Origin of the sequence: Bradyrhizobium sp. Ec3.3 (genome assembly GCF_000472925.1) — a bacterium.
Classification (GTDB): Bacteria; Pseudomonadota; Alphaproteobacteria; order Rhizobiales; family Xanthobacteraceae; genus Bradyrhizobium.
This window is the reverse complement of sequence record NZ_AXAS01000001.1, coordinates 100,133-121,467: the sequence shown is the minus strand read 5'-3', so window position 1 is coordinate 121,467 and position 21,335 is coordinate 100,133. Positions and strand designations below refer to the sequence as shown.

Annotated in this window: 21 protein-coding genes; 18 read left to right on the top strand and 3 right to left on the bottom strand. The window is 61.9% G+C overall.

Annotated features, from left to right (window positions below):
• The first annotated feature begins 34 nt into the window (after nt 1–34).
• The 4 genes from YUU_RS0100610 (at nt 35) to YUU_RS0100595 (ending at nt 3,347) form a co-directional block, all read left to right on the top strand.
• On the top strand, nt 35–1,360 hold the full coding sequence (locus YUU_RS0100610; RefSeq protein ID WP_084801296.1) for an MFS transporter: 1,326 nt from the start codon (nt 35–37) through the stop codon (nt 1,358–1,360).
• An 80-nt stretch (nt 1,361–1,440) separates the two neighbouring features.
• The gene (locus tag YUU_RS0100605; RefSeq protein ID WP_027520599.1) at nt 1,441–2,076 is read left to right on the top strand and encodes an RraA family protein; all 636 of its coding nucleotides are present in this window, start codon (nt 1,441–1,443) and stop codon (nt 2,074–2,076) included.
• A gap of 21 nt (nt 2,077–2,097) precedes the next feature.
• Complete coding sequence (locus tag YUU_RS0100600) at nt 2,098–2,472, top strand: cupin domain-containing protein (RefSeq protein ID WP_027520598.1); 375 nt, start codon at nt 2,098–2,100, stop codon at nt 2,470–2,472.
• Nucleotides 2,473–2,603: 131 nt separating this feature from the next.
• Nucleotides 2,604–3,347: an alpha/beta fold hydrolase gene (locus YUU_RS0100595; RefSeq protein WP_245287913.1), complete on the top strand. Its 744-nt coding sequence runs from the start codon at nt 2,604–2,606 to the stop codon at nt 3,345–3,347.
• A 354-nt stretch (nt 3,348–3,701) separates the two neighbouring features.
• Here YUU_RS0100595 and YUU_RS0100590 read toward each other — a convergent pair whose 3' ends face one another.
• Entirely contained in the window at nt 3,702–4,649 is a 948-nt protein-coding gene (locus tag YUU_RS0100590) for an AEC family transporter (RefSeq protein ID WP_027520596.1), read from the bottom strand.
• Nucleotides 4,650–4,974: 325 nt separating this feature from the next.
• A complete protein-coding gene (locus YUU_RS54895) occupies nt 4,975–5,613 on the bottom strand; it encodes a TetR/AcrR family transcriptional regulator (RefSeq protein ID WP_084801295.1) in 639 nt (212 codons plus the stop codon).
• A gap of 444 nt (nt 5,614–6,057) precedes the next feature.
• On the opposite strand from YUU_RS54895, the gene YUU_RS49755 reads away from it, so the two are divergent.
• The 7 genes from YUU_RS49755 (at nt 6,058) to YUU_RS0100550 (ending at nt 12,536) form a co-directional block, all read left to right on the top strand.
• Entirely contained in the window at nt 6,058–6,957 is a 900-nt protein-coding gene (locus tag YUU_RS49755) for an ABC transporter substrate-binding protein (RefSeq protein WP_198031669.1), read from the top strand.
• 14 nt (nt 6,958–6,971) lie between these two features.
• Nucleotides 6,972–7,790 (top strand): amino acid ABC transporter ATP-binding protein, encoded by an 819-nt coding sequence (locus YUU_RS49750; protein WP_051389554.1) that lies wholly within the window; start codon nt 6,972–6,974, stop codon nt 7,788–7,790.
• Entirely contained in the window at nt 7,787–8,461 is a 675-nt protein-coding gene (locus tag YUU_RS0100570) for an amino acid ABC transporter permease (RefSeq protein ID WP_051389553.1), read from the top strand. Before YUU_RS49750 ends, YUU_RS0100570 begins: the two co-directional genes overlap by 4 nt.
• Nucleotides 8,458–9,123: an amino acid ABC transporter permease gene (locus YUU_RS0100565; protein WP_027520593.1), complete on the top strand. Its 666-nt coding sequence runs from the start codon at nt 8,458–8,460 to the stop codon at nt 9,121–9,123. The genes YUU_RS0100570 and YUU_RS0100565 overlap by 4 nt, the downstream gene beginning before the upstream one ends.
• 2 nt (nt 9,124–9,125) lie before the next feature.
• Nucleotides 9,126–10,379, top strand: coding sequence for an FAD-binding oxidoreductase (locus YUU_RS49745; protein ID WP_051389552.1), 1,254 nt, complete (start codon nt 9,126–9,128; stop codon nt 10,377–10,379).
• A 102-nt stretch (nt 10,380–10,481) separates the two neighbouring features.
• Nucleotides 10,482–11,753, top strand: a complete 1,272-nt coding sequence (locus YUU_RS0100555; RefSeq protein ID WP_035660696.1) for an amino acid deaminase — start codon at nt 10,482–10,484, stop codon at nt 11,751–11,753.
• 12 nt (nt 11,754–11,765) lie between these two features.
• The gene (locus YUU_RS0100550; protein WP_035660693.1) at nt 11,766–12,536 is read left to right on the top strand and encodes a hypothetical protein; all 771 of its coding nucleotides are present in this window, start codon (nt 11,766–11,768) and stop codon (nt 12,534–12,536) included.
• Nucleotides 12,537–12,765: 229 nt separating this feature from the next.
• Here YUU_RS0100550 and YUU_RS0100545 read toward each other — a convergent pair whose 3' ends face one another.
• A complete protein-coding gene (locus YUU_RS0100545) occupies nt 12,766–13,551 on the bottom strand; it encodes an IclR family transcriptional regulator C-terminal domain-containing protein (RefSeq protein WP_027520590.1) in 786 nt (261 codons plus the stop codon).
• 116 nt (nt 13,552–13,667) lie between these two features.
• Here YUU_RS0100545 and YUU_RS0100540 point away from each other — a divergent pair, with 116 nt between their 5' ends.
• Genes YUU_RS0100540 through YUU_RS0100510 form a run of 7 tightly spaced genes read left to right on the top strand, consistent with a single transcriptional unit; the run spans nt 13,668 to nt 21,086 of the window.
• Nucleotides 13,668–14,897, top strand: a complete 1,230-nt coding sequence (locus tag YUU_RS0100540; protein ID WP_027520589.1) for an ABC transporter substrate-binding protein — start codon at nt 13,668–13,670, stop codon at nt 14,895–14,897.
• Nucleotides 14,898–14,948: 51 nt separating this feature from the next.
• Complete coding sequence (locus YUU_RS0100535; RefSeq protein WP_027520588.1) at nt 14,949–15,899, top strand: 3-carboxyethylcatechol 2,3-dioxygenase; 951 nt, start codon at nt 14,949–14,951, stop codon at nt 15,897–15,899.
• Nucleotides 15,900–15,943: 44 nt separating this feature from the next.
• The gene (locus YUU_RS0100530; protein WP_027520587.1) at nt 15,944–17,755 is read left to right on the top strand and encodes an FAD-dependent monooxygenase; all 1,812 of its coding nucleotides are present in this window, start codon (nt 15,944–15,946) and stop codon (nt 17,753–17,755) included.
• A gap of 22 nt (nt 17,756–17,777) precedes the next feature.
• Nucleotides 17,778–18,662 (top strand): alpha/beta fold hydrolase, encoded by an 885-nt coding sequence (locus YUU_RS0100525; RefSeq protein ID WP_027520586.1) that lies wholly within the window; start codon nt 17,778–17,780, stop codon nt 18,660–18,662.
• Nucleotide 18,663: 1 nt separating this feature from the next.
• The gene (locus tag YUU_RS0100520) at nt 18,664–19,449 is read left to right on the top strand and encodes a 2-keto-4-pentenoate hydratase (RefSeq protein WP_027520585.1); all 786 of its coding nucleotides are present in this window, start codon (nt 18,664–18,666) and stop codon (nt 19,447–19,449) included.
• Between the two features lie 18 nt (nt 19,450–19,467).
• Nucleotides 19,468–20,337, top strand: coding sequence for a fumarylacetoacetate hydrolase family protein (locus YUU_RS49740; RefSeq protein WP_035660690.1), 870 nt, complete (start codon nt 19,468–19,470; stop codon nt 20,335–20,337).
• Entirely contained in the window at nt 20,307–21,086 is a 780-nt protein-coding gene (locus YUU_RS0100510) for an SDR family NAD(P)-dependent oxidoreductase (RefSeq protein ID WP_245287912.1), read from the top strand. Before YUU_RS49740 ends, YUU_RS0100510 begins: the two co-directional genes overlap by 31 nt.
• The last annotated feature ends 249 nt before the right edge of the window (nt 21,087–21,335 follow it).

Below are 21,335 nucleotides of genomic sequence, written 5' to 3'. Positions count from 1 at the left end.
CGCCCAGATCAAGTGACAACCCCAGGAGAAGAGGATGACGACAAGCGTAGAGACGACAATGACGCCGCAGCTTGAGAGCGTTGGTCTGACGAAGGCAGGTAAGATGCGACGCCTCGCTCTTGCCAGCATGGTCGGTACCTCGTTGGAATGGTACGAGTTCGTGATCTACAACTCGATGGCAGCGTTGATCTTCAACAAGCTCTTCTTCCCGTCGTTTGATCCGATCGTCGGTACGATCCTCGCGTTTTCCACGTATGCTGTGGGCTATGTCTCACGTCCCATCGGTGGAATTATCTTCGGGCGTCTGGGTGACAAGGTCGGACGCCGGGCTGTCCTCGTGTACACGCTCGCCCTGATGGGCGTCGCTACGCTGGCGATGGGCTTGCTGCCGACTTACGGAAGCATCGGAATCGCGGCACCGCTGCTGCTCGTCGGTCTGAGAACCATTCAGGGTATCGCGCTCGGTGGAGAGTGGGCTGGCGCCATCCTTCTTTCAGTGGAGCACGGCAAGCCACAGAACCGCGGGCTCAATGCGTCGTGGACACAGGTCGGACCGTCCGCAGGTACTCTTCTCGCCGCGGGTGCAATCGCCGTCACGACGACCCTGCTGAACGAGGCCGATTTCCTGTCCTGGGGCTGGCGCCTTCCGTTCCTGGCCAGCACTGTGCTGGTGTTCTTCGGGTTCTGGATCCGCCGGAGCGTGGAGGAGACGCCTCATTTCCACCAACTCCAGGCCGGCCATGCGACGACAAAGGCGCCGATTGCCGAAGTGCTGAAAAACCACTGGCGCAGCTTGTTTGTGGCGGGCAGCGTCCGGATCGGTTCGGACGTGGTTTACGGGCTGCTCGCGGTATTCACCCTGACCTATGTCACTCAGAAGCTGGGGTTGAGCCGCACGTTGGCCCTGACCGCCGTTCTGATCGGCGCTGGCGTGCATGCCGTATCCGTCCCGCTGCTGGCGGCGCTCTCTGACCGGATCGGTCGGCGCACTGTCTATGGTTTCGGTGCTTTGGCGTCCATCGTGGGCAGCTTCCTTCTGTTCGGCCTGTTCGACACAAAATCCCCGGCCATCATCATTGCCGCGGTTTCGGTCGGCATGGTGTTTCAGGCTGCGATGTTCGGACCGCAGGGCGCTTTCGTGACCGAACAGTTTCCCACACGTGTGCGTTACACCGGATCCTCACTCGCTTATACGTTCGCAGGTGTTCTCGGTGGCGGTTTCGCGCCGTTGATCTTCGCGACCTTGTTGCGGGAGTATCCCGACACGTACGCGATTCCACTTTACGTCACGGGAGCGCTCGTCATTACCCTGGTTGCCCTGCTTGCCGCGACGGAAAAAGCCGGCCGCGAGATCGACTAGCTTATATCCTGCTGGGGCCGGCACTACGCATCGGCGATGTGTGGTGCCGGATCTCCGAAATTGATTGGATGTATCGACGTATGAACATCAAGACCGCACTGACGAGCGTACCCAAGCCGGCGCCCGAACTGATTGAAGCCTTCAAAGAGGCCCCGACCTCGGTAATCTCAGACAATCTCGACCGCTTGGCGGGCGCCGTTGGCTTGAGGCCGTTCCATCGCTCCGGGCGACTGGTCGGGACGGCCTTCACCGTGCAGACGCGGCCGGGAGATAATCTCGCGATCCACAAGGCGCTCGAACTGGTCGGCCCCGGCGACGTCATTGTCGTGGACGGCGGTGGCGACGAGACGCGGGCGCTTGTGGGTGAGATCATGAAGAACATCGCGCAGGAGAGGGGCGCGGCAGGCTACGTGATCGACGGCGCCATCCGTGATGTCGCGGCCTTTGCCGGGGCGGATTTTCCCTGCTTTGCCCGCGCTGTGATTCATCGCGGTCCCTACAAGAGCGGCCCGGGCTCGATCAACGTGCCGGTGTCGATCGGTGGGTCGGTGATTGTGCCTGGCGACATCGTCGTTGGCGACGAGGACGGCGTGGTATCCTTTTCACCCGCGATCGCAGCTACGCTGATCGAGGCCGTTCGCGCCCAGATCGCGCGTGAAGAGGAGACGCTCAAGGCGATCCGCGAGGGTCGGTATGAAGGCTCTTACGGACGATAGCGAACCAGGATCGAGGACGACATGACGGATCAGAAAAAGGAATTTCACAATCTCGATGCGCCGGATGACGGGCTGCTTCGTGAGCTGGCACCTGGACTCTCGACCCGTATCTTTTCGGGTGAACAGGCAATGCTCTCGGTGGTGAGCTTCGCGCCGCACGCCGAAGGCGTGCTCCATCATCATCCCGAGGAACAGTGGGGCGTGCTGCTGGAGGGCTCCGCCATCAGAGTTCAGGGTGGGGAGGAGATTCCGGTACGCAAGGGGGACTTCTGGCGTACGCCGGGCAATGTCCCTCATACCATGCGGGCCGGTCCGGACGGCGCCCGTGTGCTCGATATCTTCAGCCCACCTCGGCCGGAGTACAAGAAGGCGGGATCCGGTTTCGGACAATCGTAGCCCAGCCGCGGGTTCTCGCTGGGAAGCGAGAGCCCGCGTGCCCGCTGACGCCTCGCAGGGAAGCCGTGCAGGAAAACCGTGAATTCAATCTGGTTCGGCTCTCGTCACAGGTGGACGGGGTCGAATTGAACGTGTCGGCGATTCATCGCGCCGGAAAATCGGCGCCGATCGTTTTCCTGCATGGCTTCGGATCTACCAAGGAAGACTACGCCGACATCGTCCGCCATGAAGCGCTCGCAAACTATCCGTTCCTCGCCTACGACGCTCCGGGCTGCGGAGAGACGCATTGCGCGGACCTGTCGGCGATATCAATTCCTTTCCTTTTGAAGACAGCACGGCACGTGATCGAGCATTTCAAGCTCGACCGGTTTCATCTCGTTGGCCACTCGATGGGAGGTCTGACGGCCCTGCTGTTGGCGCACCACTATCCCGATCAAGTGCTCAGTTTCGTCAACATCGAAGGAAACATCGCGCCCGAAGATTGCTTCCTCAGCCGGCAGGTCGTGCAATATCCGGAGCAGAATGCCGAACGGTTCTTCACGGATTTCATCGAACGAATCCGGCATATGCCGGCCTATGCCAGCGCGCTCTATGCCGCCAGTCTTCATCACAAGGTGAGGACTGCTGCGGTGTCGGGGATATTTCGCTCGATGGTGGATCTGTCGGACACGGGCGAGCTGATGGGAAAGTTCATCGGCCTTAGCTGCCCGAAGATGTTCATGTATGGTGAACAGAATGTAACGCTTTCCTATCTCGACCTGATCCGCGCCAATGGCGTGCGACTCGCGGAGATCCCGGCGTGCGGTCATTTTCCGATGTATTCCAATCCGCTCGCAATGTGGTGGCAGATTGCGGACTTTTTAGCAGAAATTTAGGGATAACCAGCAAATCGTGTAGTGGAGGGAGGCTCGATGCAATAGTTCCGATCGCTTTCATCCGTCCATCACGGCACTGACGGGAGGAGAGAGCAAGCGCGAGGCGTGGCTTGGCGGCCAGATCGTGCTGGCGTTGGGCACCCGACTGTGTACTCGGCGCCCTTAATCAATCCTTTCCGCGATGATTGGAGAGGATTTCGATGTGAGCCGTCGCTGCCCACGTCGTAGAAGGCGCAATTCGCGATGCGATGTCGCTTTAGACCTCCGACCTTTCCTGCTTTGCAGGTACCTTTATCTATTGCGCGCCGGAAGGAAGCGGGCTCGGGGATCGTAAGTTGCGGTCCTTAATCAAGTCTATTCCAGGGGGCTTCCGAGCAAGAGCGCAATGATCGCCGGCAGCGTGACGGCCGATAGGAGGGTGCCCACTGCGACCGCTGCGGACGTCGAGTTCGTCAGCTGCCGATACTGTGTAGCGAAGAGGTAAGCGTTCGCGCCTGCCGGCATCGAGGCAAACAGGACAATCACGTTGCCAACCAGAGGCGGTAGATGCAGGAGTGGAAAGGCTAACGTCCACGCAAAGAGCGGCATCAGAGCAAGCTTCATGACACACATGACCGCGAGGCTTAGCGCTTCTCCGCGAATTTTGAAGCGCACAAGGCCAAGGCCCAACGCGATTAGGGCGGTCGGAGATCCCGCCTGCGCCAGTTGTTCGCACGTACGATCGAGCAGCGGATGTAGCCCGAACCCAGTTGCGCGCCAGAGGAAACCAGCCACAATCGCTAGGATGATTGGGTTGCGGATAAGATCAAGTAGCAGAGGAAGGATAATCACCGGAATCGAAGCGCTGTCTTTCCGTTCAATCCACGCGACTTGGAGGGTGCCGCAAAGCCAGAGCAGGGGTGTATTTACGGCAAGAATTAGCGCCATCGGACCCGCCGCTTCTGGGCTGAATGCAGCAAGTGTGAGCGGAATACCCAGCATCGCAATATTGCCGTAGACGGCGCTGGTGGCCGCGACAACGCCGGCCGTCGGTGTCACTCGGAGTAAGCGTGCTGATAGAGCGAGGGTAAACAGCCAGGTGAGTGCGACGGCACCATAGTAAGCGCTCCAGACTAAGAGTGGGTTGATTGCTGTAAATTGCGAGATGATGATAGTGCGAAATAGTACGACAGGTATGGCGATCGAGAATGCAAACTCCGAGATGCCCTTCTGCGCCCCTTCAGAGATCAGTCCGCTAACTGCTACTGCGTAGCCGGCCGCAATAAGGCCAAAGGTCGGAGCGACGATCGTGACTACGTCCATGGACAGGTCAACTGCGGTCTCGGTATCGATGCGGACGGATTAGTCTGACGGGCCGTTCTGGTCCATGCCGAATTTCACACTCAATCTGCCGTTGCCCGAAGATCTTTTCTGGATAGCGGTCGGGTCGTGCGACCTCATAAACGACCTTCGGAGGAATTGGGAAATTGGTGCGGTGACCGAGGCGCCTGACCAGCCAATTCTGGGTCCTCGCCACAAGTCGAACAGCCAGTCGAATATCCAAAAATGTCACGAAGGTCCTAGGATTGGGGTGCTGATGTGGCCTCGCGGCGGCGTGAGGCACTTTAGCCCCCGCGGTGGTCAAACGTCAGATCAATTGTTCATTCTCGGAATCTAACCCTCCACCGTCGGCAAGCGAAAGGAGCAAGCTCGCAGCTCGTTTGCGCTCGGCCTCTGTGAATGGCGAAAAGCCCGCCAGCTCGAGGAACCAAAGTCCTTCAACGGCAAGATAGACGAGAGCTGCCCGATCAAACCCGACGCCCTTGCTGATCGCATCCAGGCGTTCGCGATGGTGGGCCGAACCTTCGGCGGCATCCCAGAGTCCCGACGTCATGATCTTGGCGCTGACAGCATCAAGCTGCGATCGATTGTAGAGGGCAGCCAGCGCCCAGCCCTTCAGTTCTCGCGATGGCCCCTCGGGCAGACTCTCCGTCGCCTCACGCCTTGCCGCGCGATAGCGGTCGCGAACGTGGAGTCGCACGGCCTTGTTCAACTCATCCCGGTTCGGGAAGTGGTAGAGCACCCCTCCCTTGCTGAGCCCGGACCGCGCCGCCAGCCCTTCGAACGTGAGCCCTTCGACGCCCTCGTCGAGGATAATGTCGAGCGCCACGTCGAGCAGCGCCGAGCGCGCGCTGGGACGACCGATCGGCACCGGCTCTTTCTTGATCGGCCGGCGCGCTTTCATTTTCAGGGTCATTGGTACAGTAAATCCCGTTTCTCGCGGCATGATCAGGTTCGCGAATTACCTTTTGATTCTCAAGGATAAAGCCAGCCCCTTGCCCCACCAGATATCCGCATGGCCTGCATAGCATTGCGACTACGGCAATAATAGCGCAATCGCGACACGAATCCCCGGTCGCACAGTGGCTCTGCGTCGCCAGGTGAGATGCACGGCACCGGCCATGAACTCCGCCTCGCCCGATTGACAGCCGAACGCCTCGCTGATTTACTGTACCAAATGGTCGGTTTCGTCGGAGCCGCAATTCGCGGAGATCGCGGCACCACAACCGAACCGGTTGCGAGGCCGAAACGTCGGCGACCTCGCAAGGACCAATGACCTGCCGACGCGAGTGGGATTTCGATGGCTTCGTCAGGTAACTTCCCGAATGCTTTGAATGGCGGACTCTCGCGTCGCACCGTGTTGTCCGGCTTGGGCCTTGGTTTGAGCGCCTTGGCTGCGTCCGCGGTCGTTCCCCTGCGAGCGGCGACGATTACGCCCGAGTTGAAGACGGTTACGCCGGGCGCTCTGACGATTGCCTTCAATGGCGACATGCCGATGTCGAGCCTCCAGGACGGCCAGTTGATCGGCGCGGACGGCGAGATGATCACGGCAATCGCCAAGCAGCTCGGCCTTCGCGTCGCTCCCGCGCTGATGGACTGGGCTGCCACGATCGAGTCGGTCCGAAGCGGGCGGGCAGATCTTGTTCTCGGAAACGTCGGCTGGAGCGCCGCGCGCACCCAGGTCATGCTGCTCACCGACGCGATCTACTACACCGGCAAGTTCACGCTGATGCGCCAGGATACGAAGGTCGGCGATCGGGTTTCGGTCGACGACCTGAAGGGCCGCTCGGTCGGCACCGTCGGCGGCTTCACGATCGTTCCGGAGCTGAAGAAGGTCCCCGGGACTTCGGAGGTCAAGCTGTACGATACGTCGGACGCTTGCGTTCGCGACGTCATTGCTGGACGTCTTGATTTCGCGTTCCTCGACGCGCCGACCGTCGGATACATGATCAAGCAGAATCCCAACTGGGGCCTCAAACTGGTGCCGACACAGGTCTTCCCGGGTTACAAGCTGCTCGGTCAGAAGCAGACCACCATTCTCGGCATGAATCCCGACAATCCCGACCTGTTCGACGCCGTCAATGCCGGCGTCGCCTGGCTTTGGAAAACCGGCCTCAACGGCAAATATCTCAAGGCCAATTCGATGGAGTCGGACGACTACCTGATCCCAATTCCTGCCGAGAACAACCCGCGGATCGGTGTCGATCGCGACGAAAAGGGCGGGCTCGTCGGGAAATGGGCACACACGCCAAAGGACTTCTCAAGCGCTTTTGCGGCCGCAAAGATTTGAACTGGCCTCCGGGAATGACCGCGAACGACCTTCAAGGCCTGGCCAATGCGCCGCCGCTCATCACCGTCAGCAATCTCTGCAAGAGCTTCGGTGGCCAGCCAGCGCTCGACAATGTGAGCCTGACCGTTGCCGCTGGCGAGCGGGTCGCGCTGATCGGATCGAGCGGATCCGGCAAGACGACGCTGCTGCGCTGCGTCGCGCACCTCGAAAAGCCGACCAGCGGCGAGGTGATCGTCGCCGGCCGCCACGTCGGCGATCGCATCGTGGATGGCCGGAAGATCGTGATGTTGGACCGGCAGCTCGCCGAGATCCGGACCGGGATCGGAATGGTGTTCCAGCGATTCAATCTGTTCCCGCATCTGACCGCGCTCGAAAACATCATGCTCGGGCCCCTCAAGGTCCTGCGCATGAAACGCGACGAGATCGAACCGTTCGCGCTGGAGCTCCTGAAGAAGGTCGGCCTCGCCCACAAGGCCGGCGCCTATCCGGAGCACCTTTCCGGCGGACAACAGCAACGCGTGGCGATCGCCCGATCGCTCGCGATGCGTCCCAAGCTCATGTTGTTCGATGAGGCGACATCCGCGCTCGACCCTGAATTGGTCGCCGAAGTCCTGGAAGTCATGCGGCAACTCGCCGCCGAGGGCATGACGATGCTGATCGTCACCCATGAGATGGCTTTCGCGGAGGACGTCGCTGACCGGATCGTTGTGATGGACCACGGCACGATCGTGGACCAGGGGCGGCCAGCGGACCTGATCGCCAATCCTCGTCATCCGAGAACGCTGGCATTGCTGCGGCCGAAGCGTGCGGCCAATTTGCGATCGGCCTCATGAGCGAGTGGACCCGCTCCGCATCGATGATGCCCGAGTTGCTCTCGGCGCTGCTGTCGGGCGCGCTGACGACGATCGAGATCACATTCTTCAGCTTTATCCTGGCAACGGTGATCGGCGCAGCACTCGCGATCGTCCAGTCGTTTCCAGCGACGCTGCCCCGCGCCGTCATCCGCGTCTATGTCGAGGTGATGCGCGGCACGCCGGTCCTCACGCAGCTCTTCGTGCTTTATTTCGGGCTGGCGCAGATCGGCATCAAGCTCGACCCGATTCCGGTCGCGATCCTCGGCTTCGGCATCAATGGCGGCGCGCTTCTGACAGAGGTGTTTCGTGCCGGACTTCAATCGGTCCATGTTGGCCAGAGCGAAGCAGCCTTCATGCTGGGCATGAGCCGGCTCAAAGCGTTGCGCTATGTTTTGCTCCCGCAAGCGATGCGCGTGGTCATTCCGCCGCTTGCCAATTACGGCGTCGGTCTCCTGAAAGAAACGGCCTTGGCGTCCGCCGTCGCGGCTCCGGAGCTGAGCTTCTACGCCCGCAACCTCGTCACGAAGACCTATCTAAGCGGGCCGATCTACGTGATGGCGGCGACCATCTACATCGCCATGAGTTTCCCGCTGTCGCGCCTGGCGCAGCATCTCGAACTGCGCGCGAGCCGCGGAAGGCGCGCGCCATGATCCAGTTGCTCGGGGATTGGCTGCCGCAGCTCCTGCAGGGCGTGCTTTGGACGCTACGGCTGATGGTGCTCTCCTTTGCGCTTGCCGCGGTGCTGGCACTTCCGATCGCGCTGGCGAGACTGTCTGCGAACGGGATGCTGCGCTTGCTCGCGCATCTCTATGTCGAGCTCGTCCGGGGCATGCCGTCGCTGACGCTGCTCTTCCTGATCTATTTCGGGTTGCCCAACTTGGGCATCACGTTGCGGGCGATCGACGCCGCCGTCATCGGCCTCGGCCTGAACGGCGCCGCCTATGTCTCGGAGATCTATCGCGCCGGCATCCTGGCCATCGACAGCGGGCAGCGCGAAGCAGCACAGATGATCGGCATGCGCCATCGCCAGGTGCTGCGCTTCGTCATCCTCCCTCAGGCCGTTCGCGTCGTGCTCGCGCCGCTCGGCAATTTCGCCATTGCACTGCTCAAGGACACGTCGGTCGCCTCGCTGATCTCGGCCCCCGAGATGATGCTGCAGGCCCGAGACCTCACCAGCGAATACTTCATGCCACTGCAGATCTACGTGGCGGTCGGCGTGATGTACCTCCTCATGGCGCTCCCGCTGGCGTCCCTCGTTCGATTCATGGAAAGCCGGCTCGGCGCCGGCTTGCCAAAGGAGAAGGCAGTATAATCATGGAACGGTTCGACGTTATCGTTATCGGCTCGGGTGCTCTCGGTTCGAGCACGGCGTTTCATCTTGCCAGGCTTGGCAGGAAGGTCGCGCTTTTGGACAAGTCCGACATCGCCTCGCAGACCTCTGCACGGGCGGCCGGCCTCAGCGGCCACCTGCGCCAGACCGAAGCGATGACCAAACTCTCCACCTACGCCGTCGGCAAGATCGAGCGCTTTTCCGATGAGACCGGCGAACCGATCGAGTTCTACCAGCCGGGCAGCATGTCCTGCGCCAGGCGTCCTGAGGATGCCGCGCTCATTCGCGAGCGCGTCGCGATGGGCGAGAGGCTCGGGATTTCGGCGGAACTGATTTCGCCCGAGGAGGCGCGAGCCAGGAACCCGTTCCTAGAGACCAAAGGCATCCTTGCGGTCTCTTACATGAAGCGCGACCTGTATCTGGAGCCGGTGCAGTTGCCTCGCGGATATGCCCGCGCAGCCGCCAAGCTCGGCGCGACGTTGATCGCAAATACGCGCGTGATCGAGATCGTGGTCGAGAACGGTGCCGCGACACGAGTCGTAACCGACCGCGGCGAGTTCGCGGCGGGCACGATCGTCGATGCCGCGGGCGGTTGGCTCCGCCTGGTTGCGGCTCTGGCCGGTGCGCAGGCTCCGGTCGTTCCAATGCGCCACCAATTGATGATCACGACGCCGCTCGCCGCGGTGAAGTCCAGCCAACCGGTGACGCGAATTCTCGATGCCAATGTCTATGTTCGTCCCGACAGGGGCGGCCTGATGTTTGGCGGTTATGAGCGCGACCCGATGCCGTACGATCGCGACAAGCTCGCCTCCGACTTCAAGATCGAGGATCTCGAACTTGACCTGACTGTCCTTCGCCGTTTGACCGATAGCGTGAAGGACCAGTTCCCGATCTTCCAGGAGCATCTCGACCTTCAGGTCCACCGCGGCGGCTTGCCGACCATGACGGTCGATGGCGAGCACATTGTCGGCGAGACGCCGGGCGTCCGCGGACTCTATGTGATCGGCGGCTGCAACGTCGGTGGACTGTCAGTCTCGCCGGCGCTTGGCGAGATGCTGTCGGAGTTGATCACCACGGGCGAGACCTCCCTCGATATCTCGCGGATGTCGCCATCCCGCTTTGCGGCCGGCATTCCGGAACAGGAGCTTCAGGAGCGCTGTCGCGAGCGTTACGCCAAATATTACACGTTCCGCATCGGTCAGCCGCCCGTCCGGTCCGCGGCGGCTGCGTCTGCCTGACAATCGCTGATGCAGCCGCGAAGACTTCGTCCCCGAGCTTTGCCTTCTTGCGTATCCGGGCGCCCCGAGGAGAATATCGTCTTGACCAGGAACGTCCCTCTCATGCTCGACGATTGTACCAAGGGCATCCCGGCGGGCACGCTGCCCTTTCCGATCGAGGAGATCGGTAACAAGGGATGGAACGTGCTCGCAGAGGATCTCACATTGCCAGTCGCGGTACTGAAACAGCGCGACATCGAGCACAACAGCGCCTGGATGCAAACCTTCCTGACGGCCGGCGGCGCACATATCGCGCCTCACGGCAAGACGACGATGAGCCCCGAGCTTTTCAATGTCCAGATAGCGGACGGAGCCTGGGGCATTACATTGGCCACGGCCCACCAGGTTCAGGTCGCACGCAAATTCGGCTTTCGCCGGATTTTCCTTGCGAACCAGTTGATCGGAAAGGCTGCCATCGCCGGCGTGCTCAACGAGATCGAGAACGATGCGACGTTCGAATTCTATTGCATCGCAGATTCCGTCGCGAACGTGGCGACACTTGCCCGCGCCGCCACAGAGACCGGCCTCACGCGTCCGCTCAATGTGCTTGTCGAGCTTGGCTATCAGGGCGGCCGGACCGGATGTCGGACGAGCGAGGAGGCCCTCGACGTGGCTCGCGCGATCGCCGCCGCACCCGGTCGGCTGGCGCTCGCCGGTGTCGAGGGTTTCGAAGGCCTGATGCGTGGTGACACCGCAGCCGAATCCAAGGCGATGGTCGATGCTTACCTCAGCCGATTGGTCGATCTGGCCGAAAAGTGCGAAGCGGCAGGCCTGTTTGCTGCGCGCCAGCCGATCATCAGTGCCGGCGGATCGCAATATTACGATGTCGTTGTCGATCAGCTTCGGCAGCGGGACAGGACGTCACGTTTCCTACTGCTGTTACGCAGCGGCTGCTATCTCACCCACGATTCCGGCCTCTATCGACGTGCCTTCGAGCAGCTTCGAGAGCGCAACCCTGCACTCGCGGCGACCCGGGGCGGACTGCGCTCGGCACTGGAAGTCTGGGCCTATGTTCAGTCGCGTCCGGAGGACAAGAAGGCGATCGTCAATTTCGGCAAGCGAGACGCCTCGCATGATGATCCACCGGTCGCGCTGCACTGGTATCGGCCTGGTAGCGACATGCCGGCGCCCCGGCCGATCGGCGAGGGCTACAGCGTTTTGCGCCTCAACGACCAGCACTGTCATCTCGAAATTCCGGCGGATTCGCCGCTTGCCGTCGGCGACATGATCGCCTTCGGCATCTCGCATCCCTGCCTGACCTTCGACAAGTGGCGCGCCCTCTATGTCGTCGACGAGGCCTATCAGGTCGTCTCCGCCATCAGCACCTACTTTTGATCCGAGGACTCCATGCCGTATGACGTGATCACCCGGGCCGACCGGGGCTACCGCTATCTTCCTTCAGTGTTCCAGTATTCGGCCGGCATCCAGGCCCTGGACGGCTTCATCATCCGACGCATCAACTTCGCCAGGTGGATGCCAATGGTCGAGGGCTTCGACTATATCTCGGCGTTCCTGACGTCACGGAGCCTGCCGCTGACCGCTTTTGTCGCGTGCGAGCTGCGTTCGCAGCTCCCTTTCTCGCCGGATGGCTTCAAGGCCTTCAACACGATCTACGCCGACGTGTTACGCAAATGGGGCATCTTCGAAGGCGACAACAACCCGATCGCGCGCAGCAACGTTTGTCCAGAGATTGATCCGCCGAAGGAGAGCGTCTTCTATTCGTTTTCCTATATCGAGCCGAACGACGCGACGACACCGCGGTCGCATCCTTCCTTCGTCATCAGCGGGGGCGCCGAGACGATCTCCGGGCCGGAAAAGCCTGAGGACCGGATCGTTGCTTATCGGGATCTTTCGAAAGACGGCATGAAACGCAAGGTCGTCCGCACCTTCGAAGAGATGTCTGATCGCCTTGCGTCTCTCGGCCTGACCTGGTCCGACACCACCGCAGTCCAGGCCTACACCGTGTTCGACCTTTACCCGCATTTCTTGCCCATCGTCGCCGCCGGCGGGGGCGCGCGGAACGGCTTGACATGGTATCCTTGTCGTCCACCCGTAAGGGATGTCGACTTCGAAATGGATTGCCGCGGTCTCGAAACCCAGACTCTCGTCACGCCTTAGCTTACGGTGTGTTTCGCCATGACATCTGCCGGATAGGCCGAATATTTGTAGCTGAGATCCTGAGATTTCATGTTTATCGCAGCTTAGGAATTGTCGTGGTCGTCAGCGGTGACAGCCGCGTCCGCTTTTGGACCGACGTTGCATGTTCTCTGGGGCTTTTCTCGTTGACCATCGAAAACTGACGTTGCCGGCGCGCGGGGTGCCGGTCGAACGGGTTCATGTCGGCCGGCTAGGAGATCTTTCCGCGCGCTTTATTCGCTGCCGACCACCGGCGTTCGATTTCTTTTACAGCCACCTTCATGCTGGATAGGTACTTCTTGGCAGCAATTTCGGGCGTCATCGACGACGAGAAGAAAATCAGGTTAAGACTGCCAAGAACCGGACCGCCGCCGGAGATTGCCAGTGCGATGGCGCTGATTCCGACTTCTGACCCGCCGACCGACGAGGCGTAGCCATCCCTCTTCGTCTGCAAGACGACGTCTTCGATGAAGTGGCGATCCTTCGCAAGCTCCGCATCTTCTTCGACAAGCGAAGCAGTCAGATCGAGCATCTCACGGCGCAGCGACGGAGCAGACGCGGCCAAGATTGCCTTCCCGAGTGCGCTCCGGACCAAGGACCTTCTGCGGCCGACCATCGAGCGATGAACGGAGAATGGGCTGAATGGATGAGTGCTCTCTCGTATGAGTACCGAGCCAAGTTCGAAGACCCCGAAGTCGCTTGGCCAGGACACCTCATCCAGCAGGCTAAACATTGCTGGCAGCGCAGCCTGACTCGACAGGTCGCGCGATGACACGCCTTCGCTTAGCGAGCGCACTTGGGGCGTCAAGCCAAACAGCGCGTTCGTCTCATCGAACGTCACATAGCCGTCTTCGCGCAAGGTATCGAGCAATCGATAGCACGTCGTCCTGTTGAGCGCGGTCCGTTTCGCGAGCTGGACGACGTTCGATGGTCCGCTCGCGTTAAGCTCCCTGATCAGCGCCACCCCTCGAGAAAGCGCCCTGACGCTACGGTGCATAGTTCCTCCCGCCTCATGTTCGCAGTGCGAACATTTCATAGACTCCAATGGAATCATAGTGCAAACGGCGCCATGCATCTCCCGCACGTCCAAAAAGGCGGCGACGGGAGGAAACAATGGTTCATTCAAGTTTACATTTGGCCGTGACCGCGTGTTTGGCCCTCGCAGTGTCGACGGCGGCACCGGCCGCAGCGCAGACCGCCGACGGGACGCCGAATCTCAGCGGCGGCAAGGTCAAGGTCGGTGTTCTAACCGACATCGCCGGTCCGACGTCGATGGCGAACGGGAAAGGGTCGGTAGTCGCTGCCCAGATGGCCGCAGAAGACTTTGGCGCAGGTCTGAATGTCGAGGTGATTTCAGCCGACCATTCTGGCAAGCCCGACGTCGGCTCGCAGATCGCGGCGCGCTGGTTCGATGTCGACGGCGTCGACGCGATCGCGGATATGCAGGGATCTCCGATCGGCTTCGCCGTGCAGAACATGGCCGCCCAAAAGAGCAAGATCATGCTGCTCTCCGGTTCGACCTCCTCCGATTTCAGCGGCAAGGCCTGCTCGCCGCTCACGGTCCAATGGACCGTCGATACCTACAATCTCGCAAAAGGCGCCGCCAAGTCAGTCATCGAGGCTGGTGGGACGAAGTGGTATTTCCTGACGGTTGATCAGGCCTACGGCCATGCGCTGACGCGCGACACCTCTGAACAGGTAAAGCTCAACGGCGGGCAGGTGGTGGGCAACTCGGTGTTCCCGCCGAACACCTCAGACTTCGCGTCATTCCTGCTCACCGCTTCCAGCGCCGGCGCCAACGTTATCGCGATTGCGGCCTCCAGTGGCGATACGGTCACCGCGCTGAAGCAGGCCGACGAATTCGGACTGAGCGCGAAAACGAAGATCGTTCCGCTGCAGTCGGTGCTGACCGACGTGCACGCGGTGGGCCTGAAGATCGCGCACGATGCCTATGAAGTGTCCCCGTTCTATTGGGACCGGACGCCTGAAACGCGCGCCTGGGCCGAGAAATTCTACGCCAAAGCCAAGCAGATGCCGACCGGCTTCCATGCCGGCGTCTACTCCTCGGTCGCTCACTACCTGAAGGCGGTTAAGGCGACCGGCACCGACGACGCGCCGGCAGTGATGAAGCAGATGGAAAAGGAGCGGGTGCACGACTTCTTCGCCAGCGACGGATATATCCGCGAAGACCGCAAGATGATCCACGACATGTACTTGCTGCAGGTGAAGAAGCCCGGAGAGAACAAGGGCGATTGGGATCTCTACAACGTCGTGCAGACGCTGCCCGGAGAATCCGTCAACCGCCCGCTTTCCGATAGCCCGTGCCCGCTGGTGAAGAAGTAGCCAATCGGCAGCAGTCGCTCACAGGTCAACCAGCGTCGAAGGAATCCGACCATGTCAGTTGCCATCATCTGCGCTTCCCATACTCCGTTGATGTACAAGGGGCCCGCCAGCAATGAGACCGAACAACGTGTTCGGACTGCGTTCGGACGTCTCGGAAGCTTCGTGAAGGAGTTCGCGCCGGACTACATCGTCCAGTTCGCGCCCGATCACTTCAACGGCTTCTTCTACGATCTGATGCCCTCGTTCTGCGTCGGAGCTGGGGCCGTGTCCTTGGGTGACTGGGGAGGCGGGACGGGTCCACTCGATGTTCCGGAGAAGACGGCGCTCGAACTCATCGACCAGGTGCGGGCCGAGGATTTCGACGTCGCGGTGTCCTACCGCATGCCGGTCGATCACGGCTTCGTCCAGTTGTGGGAAGCGATGCTCGGGGACTTCAAGTCGATCCCGATCTTGCCGATCTTCGTGAACGCCGCAGCGCCGCCCGTGCCGACCTATCGCCGCGCTCGCCTACTCGGCGAATCCGTCGGCCGCTTCGCGATGCGCTCCGGCAACCGGGTTCTGTTCGCCGCTTCCGGCGGCCTTTCGCACGATCCACCGCTTCCATCGATCAAGGATGCGCCGCCCGAAATCCGCGAACGGCTGATCAACGGCCGGAATCCGACGGCCGAGGCCAAGGAGGCCCGCGAGAAGCGCGTGCTCGAGGCAGGTGTTCTTGCCGAGGCCGGCAAGGGGCCATGCCAGCCGCTCAATCCGAAGTGGGACGCGGAATTCATGGAGATCCTTCGTAGCGGTCAGATCTGGCGCGCCGACGCGCTCGACACCGGCAAGGTCCGCGAAGTCGCGGGGCGCGGCGCCAACGAGGTACTCGCTTGGGTCGCCGCCTTCGGTGCCTTCTCGACGGGCGGCCACTTCAAGATGGAGCAGGAATTCTACGAAGCCATTCCAGGCTGGATCGCCGGCATGGCGATGATGGCGGCCAAGCAGGCCGACGGCGCTCATTGATCGACTAACCCCGCGCGAATGCGGAAGCATCGCGGAGCAGGCAAATGGCATACGAAACGGACGTGCTCATCATCGGCGCCGGCCCCACAGGCTCGACGACCGCCCTGGCGCTCGCCAATTGCGGCGTTCGCAGTCACATCGTGTCGCGCGGCAACTGGATGGCCGACAGCCCGCGCGCCCACATTACGAACCAGCGCGCCAACGAGGTCTTCCGCGATCTCGGGATCGCGGAAGACGTGGCCCGGTACGCGAGCCCCTGGGAGCTCATGGGCGACACGACCTTCACGACCAGCCTGGCCGGCGCCGAGTTGATCCGGATGCGGACGTGGGGGACCGGCGACGACCGCCGCGGCGATTATCTGCGCGCGAGTCCATGCGGCATGGTCGACATCATCCAGCCGCTGCTTGAGCCAATACTGTTCCAGAAGGCGGCCGAGAAAGGCGCGACCTTCGCGTTCAACACCGAGTACATCCGTCATGAGCAGGATGCGGACGGCGTAACGGCCACGCTGCGCGATCGCCTTGACGGGCGAGAGTTCACTGTCCGTGCGCGGTACATGGTCGGCGCGGACGGCGCGCGCTCGATGGTGGTGGACCATCTGGGCCTGCCGATCGAAGGCCAAATGGCGCGCGCCGGTACCGTCTACACCGTCTTCAACTGTGACCTGACCAAATACAGCAAGCACCGGCCGAGCATCCTGAACTGGATCGTGACGTCGGATGCGAGCTTCGGCGAGATCGGAATGGGACTGCTGCGGGCCGTCCATCCGTGGACCCAGTGGATCGCCGGTTGGGGCTTCGACATCAGCAAGGGCGAGCCGGACCTCTCGCCGGAAGCGATCATTCCGAAGATCAAGGTGCTGATCGGCGATCCGTCCGTCGACATCGACATCGCGCGCACGTCGATCTGGTACGTGAACCAGGCCTACGTGACCCAGTATTCGAAAGGCAGGGTGCATTGCGGCGGCGATGCGGTCCACCGGCACCCGCCGTCCAGCGGATTGGGAAACAACACCTGCGTACAGGATGGCCACAACCTCGGTTGGAAGCTCGCCTACTCGGTGAAAGGCTGGGCCGGACCGAAGCTGCTGGAAAGCTACTCGCAGGAGAGGGCGCCGGTCGGAAAGCAGATCGTGCTGCGAGCCAATCAGTCCCGACTCGACTACGCCCCACTCAACGCGTGCTTCCGCGTCCCGGGAGCCGAGAATCCGGTCGCCGCCGGTATCGCGCGCTTCCGCGACCCGGGACCGGATGGCGTCGCCGCTCGCAAGGCCGCGCAGGCGGCGCTCGATCTGAAGCAGACGGAATTCAACGCGCAGGGCACCGAGATGAACCAGCGTTACGAATCCTCCGCCGTGATTCCAGACGTCGGGGCCAAGCCGGAGGAGTGGCGGCGGGATCGCGGCCTTCACAATCAGCCGACGTCGCGCCCTGGCGCCAAGATTCCGCATGCGTGGCTCGTCGATCGCGAAGGCTTGCGCGTGTCGACCCTCGACGTGACCGGCAAGGGTCTCTTCACCGTCGTGACCGGCCTCGCCGGCGCGGCGTGGAAGGAAGCCGCGCAGCGCCTCGATCTACCATTTCTCCGGGTCGTCGTGACGGGCTCGCCGGAAGCGCAGGACCTCTACTGCGAGTGGCAGCGCATCCGCGAGATCGAAGAAACCGGCGTGCTGCTCGTCCGTCCGGACGGCGTGGTCGCCTGGCGCGACCTGGAAGGCACCGGAGACGTCGGCGAGGCCTACGACCGTCTGAGCGCGGCGATCCGCGCAGTGCTCGATCTGACCGACCTCTCGGCCGTCCCGCGTGGAAAGGCACCGCCCCCTTCGAAGCCGAACGGCACTGCGCTGTTCGCTTGATAAATCAGGAGAGAGATTCCTCATGAGCGACAAGAGACCTACCAACTTCTCCAGCGTCTGGGCCGACCTGAAGGGCGTTTCGTTCAGACAGCACTTCATCGATGCGGGTGGCGTCCGGACCCGCTGCGTCGAGTCCGGTGATCCCTCGAAGCCGCTCGTTCTGGCGCTTCACGGCGTCGGGGGGCATGCCGAGGCCTATTCGCGTAACTTCGGTCCCCACGGGGATGCCGGCTTCTGGTTCGTGGCCATCGACATGCTCGGACACGGTTGGACCGACAAGCCTCCGATCGACTACCAGGTTAAGGATTACGCCGACCACGTGCTCGCCGTCCTGAAGACTCTCGGGCGCGACAGAGCGATGATTAGCGGCGAGTCACTCGGCGGATGGGTCGCGACCTATCTCGCCGTCCATACGCCCGCCGCGGTCGAGAAGCTCGTCCTCAACACTGCCGGCGGTTGGACGGCCCACCCGCACGTGATGGAGCGGTTGAAGACCCTATCCAACGAAGCCGCCTCCGATCCGTCCTGGGAACGCATCAAGACGCGCCTTGAATTCCTGATGTGCGACAAGAGTATGGTATCGGACGATCTGATCGAGACGCGCCGCGCGATCTACGCGCAGTCGGGATTCGCCGACACGATGAAGCGGATCATGTGTCTGCAGGAGATGGAAATCCGCCGGCCCAACATGATCACCGCCGACCAATACCGGTCGATCAAGGCGCCGACCATGGTCGTGTGGACCTCGCACGATCCGACCGCGACTCCCGAGGAGGGGAAGCAGATCGCGGACATGATTCCGGGCTCGAAATTCGTGGTCATGAACCGCTGCGGCCACTGGCCTCAGTTCGAGGATGCCGACGTGTTCAATCGGATCCACATCGACTTTCTGCGAGGAAAGAATTGAAATGACGAAGTTCCCGGAAGACATCGCCGGTATCGCCGCCGCCATCCGTGCGGCCTACGTTACCGCGCCCATCGCGCCGATCCGTACTCGATTGGCTTTCCATGAAGTCGATACGGCGTACGATATTCAGGAAGCGAACACGTCGTACTGGCTGGCGGTGGGACGGCGCATCGTCGGCTGCAAGATCGGACTGACATCGCCCGCCGTTCAGAAGCAGTTGGGTGTCGATCGACCCGACTTCGGAATACTTTTCGCAGATATGCAGGTCCCGGAAGACGAAAGGATCCAGCTCGTCAGGGTCCTACAGCCGCGGATCGAAGCGGAAGTTGCTTTCGAGATCGCCAGCGACATCGACGCGACCGATCCCACTCCCGACGACATCATCCGCGCTACCGCCTTCGTCATGCCGGCCCTCGAGATTGTCGGCAGCCGCATCAAGAACTGGGACATCTCCATCGTCGACACGATCGCCGACAACGCGTCGTCAGCCTTGTTCGTGATCGGAAAGGAAAAACGGAGACTCGAAGGGCTCGATCTCTCTGAGATCACCATGCGAATGACGCGGCGAGGAGAAGTCGTTTCGCAAGGCAAGGGCTCAGCGTGTCTCGACAATCCGCTGAATGCAGTCGCTTGGCTCGCCGGCGAGCTTGGGCGGCGTGGACGCCCGCTGCGCGCCGGTGACGTCGTGCTGTCGGGTGCGCTCGGTCCGATGGTGGCGGTGAACTCGGGAGACGAGTTCGAGGCCAGCATCAGCGCTCTCGGAACTGTTTCGGCGCATTTCGCGTAACAAAAGAAGGAGCACTCAATGAAGCTTGTCCGCTTCGGCAATCTCGGCGCCGAAAAGCCGGGACTCATCGACGATCAGGGGCGCTTGCGCGATCTCTCGAACGTCGTGACCGACCTCACCCCCGCCAACCTGTCGTGTTCAGCGCTGCAAAAGATCGCTGCGATCGCTCCATCCACCCTGCCGCTCGTCGCCGGCGAGCCGCGTCTGGGCGTACCGGTCGCGGGCGTCGGCAAGTTCATCGCGATCGGCTTGAACTACGCCGATCACGCGGCCGAGGCGAATCTTCCGCTGCCGTCCGAGCCCATCGTGTTCCAGAAGGCGATCACCTCGCTCAGCGGCCCGAACGACGACGTCATCCTGCCGAAGGGTTCGAAGAAGTCGGATTGGGAAGTGGAGCTCGGGATCGTGATCGGTGCCCACGCCTCCTACGTCGAGCGCGGCGACGCGCTGGCTCACGTCGCCGGCTACTGCATCGTGAACGACGTCAGCGAGCGCGAGTACCAAATGGAACGCGGCGGCACGTGGGACAAGGGGAAGAGCTGCGACAGCTTCGGGCCCGTCGGTCCGTGGTTGGTGACGACGGACGAGATCGCCGACCCGCAGGCGTTGGAGGTCTGGCTCGACGTCAACGGGCAGCGCATGCAGGCGGGCAACACGCGGACGATGATCTTCGACTGCGCCGAGATCGTCAGCTACGTCAGCCGCTTTATGACCTTGATGCCGGGTGACGTCATCGCGACCGGCACGCCGCCGGGTGTGGGTATGGGCAAGAAGCCCGCGGCGATCTACCTCAAGGCAGGCGACGTCATGACGCTCGGCATCGAGGGGCTCGGCACGCAACGCCAGCGGACGCGCGAGTGGTCTCCTGCGGCGGGGGCGCGGCCGTGACCGTCTATAGCGGAAGGTTCCAAGGACGGACCGCCGTCGTCACCGGTGCGGCGTCCGGCATCGGCCGCGACGTGGCACGTCGCCTGACCGCCGAGGGCGCCCGCGTCTCCATGTGGGACCTGAACGGCTCTGCCCTCGACGCCGCGGCGACGGAGATTGGCGCCGCGCATACTCAAGCCGTCGACATCGCGTCGGAGGACGCGGTCGATGCGGCCATGCACGGCAGCATCGGCGACCTGGGCGGCCGGCTCGACATTCTGGTCGCCAGCGCCGGCATAACGGGGCCAAACGCGGGCGTGAAGGATTATGCGGGAAGTGACTGGCGCAAAGTCTTCGACATCAACGTCAATGGCGCCTTCTACTGCAACCGCGCCGCGGTGCGCGTGATGGAGAAGCGCGGCTACGGCCGCATCGTCAACGTCGCCTCCGTGGCCGGCAAGGAAGGCAATCCGAACGCATCGGCCTACAGCGCGTCCAAGGCGGCCGTGATCGCGCTTACCAAATCGCTAGGCAAGGAAACGGCCTCGACGGATATCCGCGTCAACTGCATTACGCCGGCGGCGATAAAGACGCCGCTCTTCGATCAAATGACTGCCGAACACATCGAGTTCATGCTGTCCAAAATTCCGCTCGGGCGGTTCGGCGCGATCGAAGAGGCGACGTCGCTCGTCTGCTGGCTGGCGAGCGAGGAGTGCTCGTTCAGCACGGGGGCCGTGTTCGATCTCTCGGGCGGGCGAGCGACCTACTAGCCGACGTTTCGGCGTGTTCGCAGCGTGAACAGATTGCGTGAATCCGTTGTGGCCCCGACTGCGTCGTTCGATAGTCATAGCAACAAAAACAAAAGCGCCGCAGAGCGCATGGAGGAAACGATGACCAACAGTAAAACTGAAACCGGTTGACGAGGGAAGCTATCGGCACAGCCGACAGCGCGCTCGAACTTCGCAATAAGAACGACGATCCAGGCGACGACCACGCTGTCGGAGCGCGACGCCCATTGT